This window comes from Pseudomonas sp. LBUM1651 (assembly GCF_059716135.1).
Window position 1 is genome coordinate 3,566,974 of sequence record NZ_CP166805.1, and the last position, 14,009, is coordinate 3,580,982.

Genomic DNA, 14,009 nt, shown 5'->3' on the forward strand with positions numbered 1-14,009 from the left:
TTACAGACAATCGCGAACAGCCTCGCGCAGCGCGCCGGACTTTGCCCAGGGCGGGCCCTGATAAAGCGATACCCGGCTGCCATCCCTGGATTTCACGATATCGACAATCTCGTCAGCCGTGATAATGCTGGGGGCTGTTATCCGGTAGCCATTGGAAATCCCCGTTTGAGCCGACGCGGGAATTTCCTTCTGCCACGCCGGCAGCACGCAGGCGGCATACTCTTTCGGTGCCTTTTCGCTGTATTTACTGACATTCGGCTCACCCGGCACCACAGAAGCCGGCAATGAGCACCCCGCCAGTAACGCCACAACGACTCCCGCGATCAACGTCCGCATGACGCTTCCTTTTTCAGAAAAAAGGCAATGTAGCGCGTTGTTCAGCGGACATCCATGGATTGAACAGCACTTACTGTGGGGCGCTTTCATCTTTGGGGTCCGGATAGGACCTGGCGTTCAAATAGGTCATCCACCGTTCATAGGCTTCGTGCTGCCACTGGCTCACCCGCTCCCATTCCGGGCCGCTCAGTTGATGCGCAGAGATCAACTGCATCATTTCCGTGGTCGCTGCGTCCAGATCGACGATCAGCTCATGCGCGTGAAATCTAAAATCATCAGTCGCCGTCATTTGAAGTTGCCTCGCCCTAGCAAAAGTTCACCACTTGAGTACGACACCAGATCTGTCCATTCCCGTTCAACTTCCCGACCAAAGGCTGCATGGAGTGTTCAGACGAACAAAACGCCCTGATCCACGAATCGGGACTAAAATTTCGTAGCAGAGATGTTCAGGAGGTCAACATGTGGCTTAGCGAATCTGAAAACGAACTTCGGCGTGACCTGCAAAGCGTTGCGTCGGATTTGAGGTGGTCGGCGGTAGAGCTTTTGCGACTAGAAGAGCAGTTTCGTCAGGCAGGCAATGATGTGGACGCACAGGTGGTGCGGAGACTGCACGACCTGTTTCAAGGCGACGAACAGCGATTGGCGGGTTATGCCGAAGAAGTGAAGGCCAAGGTTATCAGTCGAAACAAGGCTCACTGACGGGAGCGCTGTCATGAACAAGCCTCTATGGGCGCTGCTTGTCGCACTGGCAGCGTTGGGCGGCTGCAGTACTGAATCACGCGTCTTCCGTGACCAGCCGCTGGTCGCCAAGGTGGAAACAGGCATGAGCAAGGACCAGGTCCAGCAGATTGGCGGGCAGCCTCAATCGATCAGCGACCGCACGGTCGTGCCCGGCACGTGCTTTGACTACAAATTAGTGAAAGCCGGCCACCAGCAATCGTACAACGTCAGTTTCGATGGCAAGGGCAAGGTCGATCACAAAAGCTTCATGACTTGCGCTGAATGGAGCCATGCACAGCAAAAGGCCAGGGAGCCTTCCCACACGGGCGGGACGGGCGGCGGCGGTTATTAGTCCGGCGGCAAGATATGAAAAGCCCCGGCAAACCGGGGCTTGAAGCTGACTATTTATTTGTCGACTTTACGGCTATCGGCCGGTCTTTTCACCCGCGCCTTGTAACCGGGAAGAGACGCCGCAAAGGCCAGTGCCTCTTCCCTGCTGGCAAAGGCTGCCAACCGGTCGCCTTGTGTGCATACCCGCCAGGGGCCGTTGTTTACGCTGAGTACGTCATAACCGTTCATGTGCATCTTATTCAGCATCGGAACGCTCATAAGCTACCTCCATTTCGGTACTGATTTCAGAACTGACTTGCCTACCTTACACCCACCCTTCGTCCAGATGCCGACCAGATGTCGCGACAGGATTCCGACATCCGGTTGCACTTTCAGCCCCCGAGACAGCTCCAACCCACCAGAGGCCCGCTAAACCGGGGCCGGCCTGAATATTGCATTTTTATTACTGTTTTATGACAACAGGCAATCAGGTAACACATGAAAGTGCGCGCCACCGTTATTTGTGAGCAGGACCGGTACATTCTCCTGGTGCGCAAGCCAAGGTGCCGCTGGACGTTGCCCGGCGGAAAGGTCGAGCGCGGTGAAACCATCGCAGCCGCGGCCATGCGCGAACTGTGGGAAGAGACCGGACTGGGTGCCGACGACTTGCTCTACCTGATGGAGCTGGACTCGGGCGGCACCCGGCACCATGTCTACGAGGCATCGGTGCTGAACTCGAATGAGGCGCGCCCGCAAAATGAAATCTTCGATTGCATGTGGTTTCCGCTGGACGCGGTGCACAATCTGAACACAAGCGACGCCACGCTGAGAATCGTCAAAGCGTTTCAGCGTCGCCTGTAGTTCTCGCCGTTTTTTCAGCCCTGGTCACCGCCACCCACCGGCATGATCATGCCGGTGATGTAGGACGCTTCGTCGCTGGCCAGAAACAGAATAGCGCCTGCCTGTTCATCCAGTGTGCCGTAGCGTTTCATCAGACTGCTGTCGAGGGTCTGGTCGACGATCTGCTGATACCACACCTTTTCCTCAGCACTTTGTTCGGCGCTGTTACGCGGAATCACCCGCGGCGGCGCTTCGGTGCCACCGGGCGCCGTCGCATTGACCCGAACGCCACGACCGGCGGTTTCGAACGCCAGGCAAGCGGTCAGCGCATTCACCCCGCCCTTCGCCGCACCGTACGGCACGCGGTTGATGCTGCGGGTGGCGATGGACGACACGTTGACGATGGCGCCGCTGCCCTGCTCCAGCATGAACGATAATGCGGCGTGACAGCACCACAGCGTCGGGAACAGCGAGCGACGAACCTCGGCCTCTATCTGCTGTGCTTCGTAATGCTCGAAAGGCTTGGCCCAGATCGTCCCGCCGACATTATTGATGAGGATGTCGATACGCCCGAAACGCTCGACGGCGGTTTGCATCACGCGGCTGCATTCGGCGTACTGCTCGAGATCGGCGGTCTGCGCGAGCACCTGGCTGTGCTGGCCCAATTGTTGTTGCACTTCGAACACCAACTCGGAGCGATCGACCAGAATCAAACGTGCCCCTTCCGCCGCCATGCGTTCAGCGACGCGCCGGCCGATGCCTTGCGCAGCGCCGGTGATCAGCGCGACTTTTTCGTGAAATCTGTTCATGTGTACCTCGTGACGACGGATGCCCATAAACCTGTAGGAGAAGCCGGTCGACGCTCGATTGCTCGCGATGCTCGTTAACGATAACGCGTGTTTTCTGAATAGACGCGGCTCTCTGAAAACCATCGCGAGCAAGCTCGCTCCTACAGGGGATTTTTATCGAGGGCGGTATTTGTGTACGTCCCCGTACCCACTGCGCAACTCATGCCGCGCTGGCGGCAAACTTCTCGTAGTAGAAATTCACCGGCGCGATGCCTTGTTCGCGAATGTATTGGCTGACGGCCTCGACCATCGGCGGCGGGCCGCACAGGTAGACATCGACGTCGCCCTCATTCAAGTGCCGCGGCTCGATGTGCTGGGTCACGTAGCCCTTGAGCGGGTGTTGACTGTCGGGGCTGGCCACGCAGGCGCTGAAGCTGAAATTCGGGATGCGCGCGGCGAAGGCTTCGAGGCGATCCATTTCCACCAGATCGAAATCGTTGGTCACGCCATAGATCAGGTGCAGCGGATGCTCACTGCCCTGCTCGGCGATTTTTTCCAGCATCGCGGTGAACGGCGCCAAGCCTGTACCGCCGGCCAGCAGCAACAGCGGGCGACGAATGTCGCGCAGATAGAAACTGCCCAACGGCCCGGCCAGGCTCATGCTGTCGCCGGCCTTGGCCATGCCGGTGAGGAAACTGCTCATCAGGCCGCCGGGCACGTTGCGGATCAGGAAACTGACCTCGCCGTCACGCTGCAACGAGCTGAACGAATAGGCGCGGGTCTGCTCGCTGCCGGGAATCCCGAGGTTCACGTATTGCCCCGGCAGGAACGCCAGTTTGCTCAGCGCCTCACCTTTGATCGACAACGCGATGGTGCTGTCGGACAACTGGCGCACGGCGCTGATGGTCGCGTCGTAACTGGCCTGTTGCGTGCGGCAGACCTCCGAGGAAGCCGGCACGCGCACCACGCAATCGCTCTGGGCGCGCATCTGGCAAGTCAGGACAAAACCTTGCTCGGCTTCGTCCGCCGTGAGGGCGTCTTCGATGTATTCCTCACCCAGGTCGTAGCGGCCGGCCTCGGCGAAACACTTGCAAGTACCGCAGGCGCCGTCGCGGCAATCCAGCGGAATGTTGATGCCCTGGCGGTACGCGGCATCGGCCACGGTTTCGCCAACGTTGGCGTCGATGAACCGGGTGACGCCGTCTTCGAAATTGAATGCGATGGAATGAGTCATGACGGCCGCCTCACAGGTGGTAAACATCGATGACCTGGCGAACGTAATCGTTCTTCAGGATCACTTTCTTGGCCTTGATCAGCGGGTTTTCACCGCGCACATCGAGGGTGTAGAAACTGCTGCCGAAATAGCTGTCGACGGTCTTGTAGCGAAAGCTCAGGGTATGCCAGTTGAAGCGCACCTTGCACAGGCCGTCGACCTGTTCCAGCAGCTCGATGTTGCTGATGTTGTGAGAGGTGCGAGTGTCCGGCACGGTGGCACTGGACCGTTCGGTCTTGATGCGGAAAATTCGGTCTTCCAGACCGGTGCGGTTGCCGTACCAGATCAACGAGATTTCCCGCTGTGGGTCCTCGGTCAATTCGTCGTTGTCGTCCCAGGACGGCATCCAGAACGTCGCGTCCGGGGCGTACAGCTCCAGCCATTCGTCCCACTGCCGGTCATCGAGGTAACGGGCTTCGCGGTAGAGGAAGTCGCGAACGCTGTCGTAGGTAATAGTCATTGCACGGCCTCCACTGCAATCATCCGGGATTCTTCGGCAGCCAGCGCCTTGAGCATCGTTTGCTGCCAATACTTGTGCTGCAACACGAACAGACCTTCGTCTTCGGTGCGCACACCGCTGAGCAGTGGATGCAGGTCGATTTCTTTCGCCGCTTCGTCGGCACCTTCAATCCAGTGCTCGGCGCCACGGGACATGTCGTTCCACGCGGTCACGCTGCCCTGATAGCTGGTCTGGCAGGAGCGGAACTCCTCCAGATCGTCCGGCGTGGCCATGCCGCTGACGTTGAAGAAATCCTCGTACTGACGAATGCGGCTCGAACGGGCGTGGTCGCTTTCGCCTTTTGGGGCGATGCAGTAAATGGTGATTTCCGTGCGGTTGACCGAGATCGGCCGGGCTATACGGATCTGCGAGCTGAACTGGTCCATCAGGTACACGTTCGGGTACAGGCACAGGTTGCGCGAGTTCTCGATCATCCAGTCGGCGCGGGCTTTGCCGAAGTCCTGGGCCAGTTCATCGCGGCGTTCGTACAGCGGACGATCTTCCGGGTTGGCCCAACGGGTCCAGAGCAGCATGTGGCCCCTGTCAAAGGAATAGAAACCGCCGCCCTGCTTGGCCCAGCTGCCGGCGCTCATGGTCGGATTGCTGTCGCCAGCTTCGCGCTGTTTGCGCTGGTTCTGGGTGGCGGCGTAGTTCCAGTGCACCGAGCTGACGTGGTAACCGTCGGCGCCGTTTTCGGCGGTGAGTTTCCAGTTGCCTTCGTAGATGTAGCTGGAGGAACCGCGCAGCACTTCCAGGCCATCGGCGGACTGGTCGACGATCATGTCGATGATCTTCGCTGACTCGCCCAAGTGCTCGACCAGCGGCACGACATCAGCCTTGAGGCTGCCGAACAGGAAGCCGCGATAGGATTCGAACCGCGCGACTTTGGTCAGGTCGTGGGAGCCTTCGCAGTTGAAGCTCGCCGGGTAGCCGGCCGCTGCCGGGTCTTTGACCTTCAGCAGTTTGCCGGAGTTATTGAAGGTCCAGCCGTGGAATGGGCAGGTGTACGAGCTCTTGTTGCCGGACTTGTGCCGGCACAGCGTCGCGCCACGGTGGCTGCAGGCGTTGAGGAAGGCATTGAGCTCACCGTCCTTGTTGCGCGCGATGAAGATCGACTGGCGCCCCATGATGGTGGTGTAGAAATCGTTTTTGTTGGGGATCTGGCTTTCGTGCGCCAGGTACAGCCAGTTGCCTTCGAAGATGTGTTCCATCTCGAGATCGAACAGCCGCGGGTCGGTGAACATCTCGCGCTTGCAGCGATAGATGCCCTGTTCTTTGTCATCTTCAAGCAGGGAGTGAAGGTATTCGGGTCGCAGGGACATGGCCGCCGCCTCCATTGTTTTTATTCAGGCAAGACCAATGCTAGGACGGGGGGATAGGGCGGACTATCCGCTGGGTGCAGACCTTTATCCGTTTAGTGCAGAACGTATATTCGGAATCGGCCTACATAACTGCTTACAAGTTCTGAATAGACTGCCCTCCTGACTACAAGGAGTGGTTTCCATGGCTAATCACGGTTACATGACCATAAACGGTAAAGCTCAGGGATTGATTTCAGCGGGCTGTTCAACCCAGGACTCTATTGGCAACAAGTATCAGGCGGCGCACACCGATGAAATCATGGTGCTGTCTTACAGCCACAACATCACCACTATCGGGAACCTCAACAGGTCGACACACAACCCGATCATCATCACGAAAGCCGTCGACAAATCATCGCCGCTACTCGCCCAAGCGCTTTCAAACAGAGAGGAAATCAACTGCACGATCAGTTTTTACCGCGTGTCATCCTTTGGCATGCAAGAAAAGTTCTATACCGTTTCGATCAGTGGCGGAGTGATTACCGACCTGACGCTCGAAATGCCCCATGCCATTTTTCAAAACTACGCCGAGCCACAAGAACAAGTGGCCATTCGTTACCGCGACATCGCGTGGACCCACCACCTGGCTAAAACTGCCGGTACAGTTCGTGGGGTGAAGAGGGATGAATCCGAATCGTCATGAGCATTGGGACATCAACAGTGCTGCGGGAAAACTGGTGGGGCAAGCTCGCACGCTTAGCACTCGTCATCTTGCGCACGGTATGGCGCGGGAACAGTTCAATCGCGAAGTCGCCTATTACGCGAAGCGTATTGTCGACAATGTTGCACAAGGTCAAAAAACGCCGGAACAAGGTGTACAGGCACTCCTGCAAGAACAACACAACCTGCTCACCCAATCGCAAGCCGTGACGCGCAAAGCTCTGGGCGCGATCACTGAACGGGTTAAGAGAATCCCGACCTCAACGCTCACACAGCCTTTATTAAAGCCTGACCCGGAACGCTTACTGCGCTTTGTCCACGCGCAAAACCTCAAGTCGACTACTACTGCGAATTCGCCCGACACATTGAAGGCAGCCTCCTCGCCGCATCCAGTTCCGGACTTGAAGTTTTTTCCTCAAGAGCAATGGCCCGCGGAAGTCCCACAAGAAGAACCCGGTTTCTACGTTGTTCCCAGAAGTACGACGGCTGACAAACTGCAAGCTCAGCTTTTCACTTCAGCCTCCCCCACCGTCATCGCCAAATTCAAGGCCCTGAACCCGAATCTGGACCAGTTAAAAGCCGGGACGATGATTGTTCTCAGCGATCCAAACAATCATCTATGCACTTTCGAAGAAGCGTTGTTGATGGAAGCGGCGGGTAGTGTGAATAGAGCCTTGGAGCCTCTCAGTTCGGAAGAGGCCGACTTCATGGCGCGGCACTATGACGAAATTGCGTTCCTGATTTCCAAGGGGTCACTTGGCGCAAGCGCCGGGCTGGCCATGTTTTCGAAGAACCTGGATGACGTGGATATCATTCTGCGTGACATCGAAAGTTTGCATACACGGACCTTTCAAGCCAATGGTCACCTGAAGTCTCCCGAATTTTACGCCGAACGCAAACGCCTGCTGACTCAGTTGGATACCCAGCTCACCAAACTTACAAAAAAGAGCATTGGTTTTCCGGATCATCCCAATCTGAAAAACGTGTTGGGCATATCGACTAAAAGCCTTGTTCACCGGTGGAAAAAAGCCGGTGCCGTGGGACAGATTCCCGGTTATGCCACGCATATTCATGGCGTTTCTAAAGCTGCGAAGTACGTCAAGTATGGAGGTTGGATTGGTACAGCTGTTGGCGGTGGAGCTTCAGTGGTCAAGGTGCAGGGTGTTTGTGCAGAAGGGAATGTGGAGGCTTGTGAGAAGGTGAAATTTACTGAAACTGGGGGTTTTGCCGGCGGAGTGGCAGGTGGAGCCTTCGCTTCAGCTGCGATCACTGGTTCGACTGTAGGTTGGGTCTGCGCAGCACTTTCCGTACCGACTGGAGGGACCGCTGCTCTTGTATGCGGTCTAGTGGTAGTCGGTGTCGGTTCTATTGTCGGAGGCGTTGTTGGAGGCAAGGGTGGAGAGTTAATTGGAGAGAAAATTTATGAGACCACTAAATGAACATTGAGACCGTTGATTTATTAATTGCCTGCATCGGACTAATCTATTTTGCAGCCGCACTAGCTTGGATAATTGTCGCATTGCATATGGCCTACACAAAGATGGATATGATGCTCGAACTTTATAAAAACTGTAAGGCGATCATGGTCCGAGCACCTCTCAGACACGGTGGACCATGGGGAAATCTAATGCTCATAGGAGGCATTTCTGGAATTGTAACGTTCCCCAGTTTTTATCTGAAAAGAGGAGAGTTAAGTTTGGAAGATTTGAAAAACACTCCGACTAGCTTGAGACGTAAACTGGCTATTTTGCAGTGGAGCGTATGGGGCCTTTTATTGGTAATGTCGGGATTCGCGATCATAGCTATATTCGACCTTGCCTAACGGTTTTGCTGGAGGAGTAGTTGGTGGTGCCTTCGCATCAGCAGTAATGACCGGTTCCACGGTGGATTGGATCTGCGCGGCGTTAGCAATCCCAACAGGAGGAACGGCCTCTCTCGCATGCGGCCCGATGATAGTCGGAGCAGGATCTTTTGCAGGTGGGTTTAGGGGGCAATCGTGGAGAAGCATTAAGCAAATTAATATACGAGAATACAAATGAACAGAATTGAAATGGTTATCGGTTATTCATCCGGGGCAGTGCTTATTGCGATGTGTATTTGGATAGCTTTAATGCTACATGTGGCCTACACAAAAATGGATTTCATCCTAGAGCATTTAAAAAACTGCAAAGCCATCATGGTTCGTGCTCCGCTCAGACATGGTGGTCCGTGGGGGAACTTGATGCTTGCAGGAGGAATTGCCGGAATCATCACATTCCCTGGGTTTTATCTTAAAAGGGGCGAACTAAGCTTGGACGAGTTACAAGCCTTCCCTCATCTATTGAAAAGAAAGTTAATCATCATGCACTGGAGTGCACTAGGGCTCATGACCACACTAATTTTGCTCGTCTTAGTCGACAGGTTCGAACTGCTCTATTAATTGACATCGTTAATTTAACCAAACCACCTGGGCGCAATAAGCGTTGCGGGACTCAAATTCACTCCCGCCGCTTCAGCGTATCCGACGGCAACTCCCCAAACTGCTTGCGATAGTTATCCGAAAACCGCCCCAAATGCAGAAACCCATAATCCATCGCCACTTCCGTAACATTGCGCACGTTGCAAGTCGGGTCGCTCAGGCAGGCATTGATGCGCTCCAGGCGTTTCTGGCGGATGTAGTTTTTCGGCGTGGTGCCAGCGTTGCGTTCGAACAAGCCATACAACGAACGCAAACTCATCCGCGCCTGACGCGCCAGTTCTTCGCTGTCGATGTCCTGCTTGAGGTTGCGGGCAATGTAGTCGGCAATCACCTCGAACGTCGCGGTCTGTGAGCCGAGGCTGATGCGGCTGACATTGGTCTGCATCAGGCTGAGCATTTTGCTGACGATGATCTGTGCGTAGTGTTCCTGCACCTTGGGAATCTGCTCGGAGGCTTCGGCTTCCTGGCAAATCATCGCCAGCAGCCCGACAAACCCTTCCAGCTCATTGAGCTGATAACGGTTCTCCAGAAACCGCACGCCCTGCGCCGGATACCGCCAGCGCTGCTCGTTGCAGACCGATTCCAGCAAGGACGTCGGGACTTTGAGGATGAATTTTTCGCAATCATCGGAGTACGTCAGGTCCACCGGATCGTCGGGGTTGATCAGCAGCAACTCGCCGGGGGCGAAGTAATGTTCCTGACCGTGACCGCGCCACAGGCAATTGCCGCGCAGCAGCACTTGCAGGTGATAGATGGTTTCCAGCGCGCCGGAGGTGACGCGAACGCTGCCGCCGTAGCTGATGCGGCACAGGTCGAGACTGGCAAATTTGCGGTGATTGAGACTGGCCAGCGGGTGCCCGGCGCGTGGCATCAGGATGCAATGGTTACCGACATGCTGATTGACATAGCCCGACACAGCGTGCGGGTCGGCATGGTCGAATACGGAGCTGCGTTGACTCAACAGTTGCGCTTGCATCATCGGGTCACTCTCGTTGTTCTTATGGGGTGCGTCGGGTGATTCTAAGGCAGTAGCTGCGACGGTGTGTCAGTGGACTGACATGTGGACCTTTCTCGATGAAACCTGTAGGAGCGAGCTTGCTCGCGATGGACTTAAGGACGCCGCGCTTAATCAGGAAATGCGCGTCATCGTTAACGTCCATCGCGAGCAAGCTCGCTCCTACAGGCATTAGCGCAGTCCGCCTGGGGATCAGTCCTCCAGTGCGCGAACCCGCTCGTGTCGCTGCTGCTCTTCTGGCTGGGCGGACGACTGCAAGGTGAAATCGAACTCGATTTCAGCAAAACGACCGCTGACGCCGTACGCCGCTGCACGCTGTTGATCCTCGCTGAAGGTGATTTTAGCGATCAGCTCGTCACGGGTGGCGTAGGCGAAATCGTCGTGCAGGTATTGATCGCCGTCGAGGTTGATCTGGGTGGTCAGGTGACGATGATCCGGTGCCGAGATGAAGAAGTGCACGTGCGCCGGACGCTGGCCGTGACGGCCCAGTTGATCGAGCAGTTGCTGGGTCGGACCGTCCGGTGGGCAACCGTAGCCCGACGGCACGATGCTGCGGAAACGGTAACGGCCCTCGGCATCGGTGACGATACGGCGACGCAGGTTGAATTCCGATTGCGTGGTGTCGAAGTACGAGTAAGTACCGCCAGTGTTGGCGTGCCAGACATCCACCACGGCGCCGGCCAACGGTTCGCCGGCGGTATTGAACACTCGGCCCTGCATGAACAGCGTCACACCTGGATCGACGCCATCATCCAGGCGCGCTTCGCCTTGGGACAACGGTGCACCGGCCACGTACAGCGGCCCTTCGATGGTCCGCGGCGTGCCGCCAGCCTTGCCGGCCTGCTCGTCTTCGGCGTCCATCAGCAGGTCCAGGTAATGTTCCAGACCGAGTCCGGCCACCACCAGACCCGCTTCCTGACGCGCACCCAGTACGTTGAGGTAGTTGACGGCTTTCCAGAATTCTTCCGGCGTCACGGCGAGGTCTTCGATGATGTTCACCGAGTCGCGCAGGATGCGGTAGATCAGTGCCTTGACCCGCGGATTACCGGCGTCATTGAGCAGACCGCTGGCCTCTTCGAGAAATTTCTGGGCGCTGGCAGTGTGGGAAATCTTGACGTTCATGGTGGTTCCTCATCTTGTAATTATTAGCGTGGCGAACTGAACAGGCTGGGTTCAGCGGTCATCCTCGCGGATGGAAGAAGGATGCCGGCACATCGCGGTGACTTCGATCGCCATGTACGGGTACAGCGGCAATTGCATCAGCAGGTCGTGCAGCTCCTGGACGCTGTCGACATCGAACACGCTGTAATTGGCATAGAGCCCGGCGATGCGCCACAGGTGACGCCACTTGCCTTGTTCTTGCAGGCGCTGGGCCAGGGCTTTTTCGTCAGCCTTCAATTGGGCGGCTGCTTCAGGATTCATGTCGACCGGCAGGTTCACGGTCATTTTTACGTGGAACAGCATAGTGCTCTCCTCAGGCTAGATGAATGGCGGTAGAGGTTTTGTCGCGACGGAAGAACGCCAGCCGCTCTTCATCGAGGCTCAGGCCCAGGCCGGGGGTTTTCGGCACGTGCAGCTCGAAATCGCGATAGACCAGCGGCTCGCTGAGGATGTCTTCGGTCAGCAGCAGCGGACCGAACAACTCGGTGTCCCACGCCAGTTTGTTCAGCGTGACAAACGCATGGGCCGACGCCAGGGTGCCGATGCCGCCTTCGAGCATGGTGCCGCCGTACAGGCCAATGCCGGCCGCTTCGGCAATCGCGGCGGTTCGCAGCACGGCACGCGGGCCGCCGTTCTTGGCGATCTTCAGGGCGAACACCGAAGCGGCGCCTTCACGGGCCAGATTGAACGCGTCTTCCACACACTCGATGGATTCGTCGGCCATGATCGGCGCCGGGCTCATAGCGTTCAGGCGCGCCATGCCGGCGCGGTTGTTGCGCGAAATCGGCTGTTCGATCAGGTCGATGCCGTTGATGCCGAGGATCCGGCAGGCGCGCAACGCGACCGCTTCATCCCAGGCCTGATTGACATCGACCCGCACGCTAGCGCGATCACCCAGGGCTTTCTTGATGGCAATGACGTGGGCCAGGTCGCGGTTGACTTCGCCGGCGCCGATTTTCAGTTTGAAGATGCGATGGCGCCGCAGATCGAGCATTTTTTCCGCTTCGGCGATGTCCTTGTCGGTGTCGCCACTGGCCAGGGTCCAGGCCACCGGCAGTGCATCGCGAACCCGCCCACCCAGCAGTTCGCTGACCGGCAGGCCGAGGCGTTTGCCCTGGGCGTCGAGCAACGCGGTTTCGATACCTGACTTGGCAAAGGTGTTGCCCCGGATGCTGCGTTCCAGGCGCAACATCGCGGCGTTCACGTTGGCGCTGTCCTGCCCGAGCAACAGCGGCGCGAAGTGTCGGTCGATGTTGGTCTTGATGCTGTCCGGGCTTTCGTTGCCGTAAGCCAGGCCACCGATGGTGGTGGATTCGCCAATGCCTTCAATACCATCGGCGCAACGCACGCGAATGATCACCAGGGTCTGGTTCTGCATGGTGTGCATCGCCAGCTTGTGCGGGCGGATGGTCGGCAGATCGACGATGATCGTCTCGATCGATTCTATGGCAGTTGCAAGCATGTCGATACCCGTCAGGTTCTTAAAGTTCTGAAACCGATTCTGGTACGGCTTTTTTCGGGAAGCCAATATAGAATTGGTCTGACTTGATACCTTAAAGGTATGCAACCAAATTGTTTGCGGAGGCCCCATGGAACTGCGTCACCTGCGGTATTTTCAGGTGTTGGCTCAAACCCTCAATTTCACCCGTGCGGCCGAATTGCTGCACATCGCCCAGCCGCCGCTGAGCCGGCAGATTCAGCAGCTGGAAGACGAACTCGGGGTGTTGTTGCTGGAACGCGGCAGGCCGCTGAAGCTGACCGACGCCGGGCGGTTTTTCCATGAGCACTCCACCGCCCTGCTCGAGCAACTGGGCAAGGTCTGCGACAACACGCGACGGATTGGCCTTGGCGAAAAAACCTGGCTGGGAATCGGTTTTGCGCCGTCGACACTCTATGGCGTGTTGCCGGAACTGATCCGCCGTTTGCGCAGCGGCGAGCCTCTGGAGCTTGAACTGGGGCTCTCGGAAATGACCACCCTGCAACAGGTGCAGGCGCTCAAGGCCGGACGGATCGACATCGGTTTCGGGCGGATCCGCATCGACGACCCGGCCATTGTCCAGACGGTCTTGACGGAAGACCGGCTGGTCGCCGCCCTGCCCGCCGGCCATCCATTGCTGGCCGGGCCGATCAGCCTCCGCGACCTTGCGAAGGAGCCCTTCGTTTTGTACCCCGGCAACCCGCGCCCCAGCTACGCCGACCATGTGATCGCGTTGTTCGAGTCCTATGGTGTGAGCATCCATGTGGCGCAATGGACCAACGAGCTTCAGACAGCGATCGGTCTGGTGGGAGCAGGAATCGGTGTCACCCTGGTGCCGGCCTCCGTGCAATTGCTGCACCGCGACGACATTGGTTTCACGCCGCTGCTGGAAGACAACGCGACCTCGCCTATCATTCTCAGCCGGCGCGTGGGCGATGTGTCGCCGGGGTTGAATCATTGTTTGCGGATGATTGATGAACTATTGCCGCGGCAGCCGGGATCTTTGTAGGAGCACGGCTTGCCGGCGAAGGCGATTTCATGGACGCCTTCGCTGGCAAGCCAGGCTCCTACAACGGATTGGGGACGAACGT

Annotated in this window: 19 protein-coding genes; 8 read left to right on the forward strand and 11 right to left on the reverse strand. The window is 57.3% G+C overall.

The genetic code is table 11. The annotated features are described in order from the left end of the window. Together ACA066_RS16525 and ACA066_RS16530 are read right to left on the reverse strand one after the other, a co-directional pair. Positions 1–336: a hypothetical protein gene (locus ACA066_RS16525; protein WP_497695772.1), complete on the reverse strand. Its 336-nt coding sequence runs from the start codon at positions 334–336 to the stop codon at positions 1–3. Between the two features lie 70 nt (positions 337–406). Beyond that, complete coding sequence (locus ACA066_RS16530) at positions 407–625, reverse strand: hypothetical protein (protein ID WP_497695773.1); 219 nt, start codon at positions 623–625, stop codon at positions 407–409. Positions 626–795: 170 nt separating this feature from the next. Here ACA066_RS16530 and ACA066_RS16535 point away from each other — a divergent pair, with 170 nt between their 5' ends. Both ACA066_RS16535 and osmE read left to right on the forward strand, forming a co-directional pair. Beyond that, positions 796–1,035 (forward strand): hypothetical protein, encoded by a 240-nt coding sequence (locus ACA066_RS16535; RefSeq protein WP_497695774.1) that lies wholly within the window; start codon positions 796–798, stop codon positions 1,033–1,035. A 13-nt stretch (positions 1,036–1,048) separates the two neighbouring features. Further along, a complete protein-coding gene (gene osmE / locus ACA066_RS16540) occupies positions 1,049–1,408 on the forward strand; it encodes an osmotically-inducible lipoprotein OsmE (protein WP_497695775.1) in 360 nt (119 codons plus the stop codon). Positions 1,409–1,461: 53 nt separating this feature from the next. On the opposite strand, the gene ACA066_RS16545 is transcribed toward osmE, so the two are convergent. Then, positions 1,462–1,665: a DUF2188 domain-containing protein gene (locus tag ACA066_RS16545; protein ID WP_497695776.1), complete on the reverse strand. Its 204-nt coding sequence runs from the start codon at positions 1,663–1,665 to the stop codon at positions 1,462–1,464. Positions 1,666–1,884: 219 nt separating this feature from the next. Here ACA066_RS16545 and ACA066_RS16550 point away from each other — a divergent pair, with 219 nt between their 5' ends. Continuing rightward, entirely contained in the window at positions 1,885–2,247 is a 363-nt protein-coding gene (locus ACA066_RS16550; RefSeq protein WP_497695777.1) for an NUDIX hydrolase, read from the forward strand. Positions 2,248–2,261: 14 nt separating this feature from the next. Here the strand turns inward: ACA066_RS16550 and ACA066_RS16555 are convergent, their stop codons facing one another. The 4 genes from ACA066_RS16555 to benA form a co-directional block, all read right to left on the reverse strand. Continuing rightward, positions 2,262–3,035 (reverse strand): 1,6-dihydroxycyclohexa-2,4-diene-1-carboxylate dehydrogenase, encoded by a 774-nt coding sequence (locus ACA066_RS16555; RefSeq protein WP_497695778.1) that lies wholly within the window; start codon positions 3,033–3,035, stop codon positions 2,262–2,264. A gap of 199 nt (positions 3,036–3,234) precedes the next feature. Then, positions 3,235–4,248, reverse strand: a complete 1,014-nt coding sequence (benC, locus tag ACA066_RS16560; protein ID WP_497695779.1) for a benzoate 1,2-dioxygenase electron transfer component BenC — start codon at positions 4,246–4,248, stop codon at positions 3,235–3,237. A 10-nt stretch (positions 4,249–4,258) separates the two neighbouring features. Then, positions 4,259–4,747, reverse strand: coding sequence for a benzoate 1,2-dioxygenase small subunit (gene benB, locus ACA066_RS16565; protein WP_497695780.1), 489 nt, complete (start codon positions 4,745–4,747; stop codon positions 4,259–4,261). After that, the gene (gene benA, locus ACA066_RS16570; RefSeq protein WP_497695781.1) at positions 4,744–6,108 is read right to left on the reverse strand and encodes a benzoate 1,2-dioxygenase large subunit; all 1,365 of its coding nucleotides are present in this window, start codon (positions 6,106–6,108) and stop codon (positions 4,744–4,746) included. Before benA ends, benB begins: the two co-directional genes overlap by 4 nt. Positions 6,109–6,289: 181 nt before the next feature. Between benA and ACA066_RS16575 the strand changes: the two genes are divergently transcribed. The 4 genes from ACA066_RS16575 to ACA066_RS16590 all read left to right on the forward strand — a co-directional run bounded on the left by ACA066_RS16575 (position 6,290) and on the right by ACA066_RS16590 (position 9,226). After that, positions 6,290–6,790 carry an Hcp family type VI secretion system effector gene (locus tag ACA066_RS16575; RefSeq protein ID WP_497695782.1) on the forward strand — a complete coding sequence of 167 codons (501 nt, stop codon included), beginning with the start codon at positions 6,290–6,292 and terminating at the stop codon, positions 6,788–6,790. Continuing rightward, a complete protein-coding gene (locus ACA066_RS16580) occupies positions 6,771–8,246 on the forward strand; it encodes a hypothetical protein (protein WP_497695783.1) in 1,476 nt (491 codons plus the stop codon). Before ACA066_RS16575 ends, ACA066_RS16580 begins: the two co-directional genes overlap by 20 nt. Continuing rightward, on the forward strand, positions 8,243–8,629 hold the full coding sequence (locus ACA066_RS16585) for a hypothetical protein (protein WP_497695784.1): 387 nt from the start codon (positions 8,243–8,245) through the stop codon (positions 8,627–8,629). Before ACA066_RS16580 ends, ACA066_RS16585 begins: the two co-directional genes overlap by 4 nt. A 213-nt stretch (positions 8,630–8,842) precedes the next feature. Further along, complete coding sequence (locus ACA066_RS16590; protein WP_497695785.1) at positions 8,843–9,226, forward strand: hypothetical protein; 384 nt, start codon at positions 8,843–8,845, stop codon at positions 9,224–9,226. Between the two features lie 58 nt (positions 9,227–9,284). On the opposite strand, the gene ACA066_RS16595 is transcribed toward ACA066_RS16590, so the two are convergent. From ACA066_RS16595 to ACA066_RS16610, 4 genes are all read right to left on the reverse strand, one after another. Further along, positions 9,285–10,244, reverse strand: a complete 960-nt coding sequence (locus ACA066_RS16595) for an AraC family transcriptional regulator (RefSeq protein WP_497695786.1) — start codon at positions 10,242–10,244, stop codon at positions 9,285–9,287. A gap of 228 nt (positions 10,245–10,472) precedes the next feature. After that, positions 10,473–11,402: a catechol 1,2-dioxygenase gene (gene catA / locus ACA066_RS16600; RefSeq protein ID WP_497695787.1), complete on the reverse strand. Its 930-nt coding sequence runs from the start codon at positions 11,400–11,402 to the stop codon at positions 10,473–10,475. A gap of 51 nt (positions 11,403–11,453) precedes the next feature. Beyond that, positions 11,454–11,744, reverse strand: coding sequence for a muconolactone Delta-isomerase (gene catC / locus ACA066_RS16605; protein WP_497695788.1), 291 nt, complete (start codon positions 11,742–11,744; stop codon positions 11,454–11,456). A gap of 10 nt (positions 11,745–11,754) precedes the next feature. Further along, complete coding sequence (locus ACA066_RS16610; RefSeq protein WP_497695789.1) at positions 11,755–12,903, reverse strand: muconate cycloisomerase family protein; 1,149 nt, start codon at positions 12,901–12,903, stop codon at positions 11,755–11,757. A 127-nt stretch (positions 12,904–13,030) separates the two neighbouring features. Here ACA066_RS16610 and ACA066_RS16615 point away from each other — a divergent pair, with 127 nt between their 5' ends. Further along, positions 13,031–13,927 carry a LysR family transcriptional regulator gene (locus ACA066_RS16615; RefSeq protein ID WP_497695790.1) on the forward strand — a complete coding sequence of 299 codons (897 nt, stop codon included), beginning with the start codon at positions 13,031–13,033 and terminating at the stop codon, positions 13,925–13,927. Positions 13,928–14,009 lie beyond the last annotated feature (82 nt).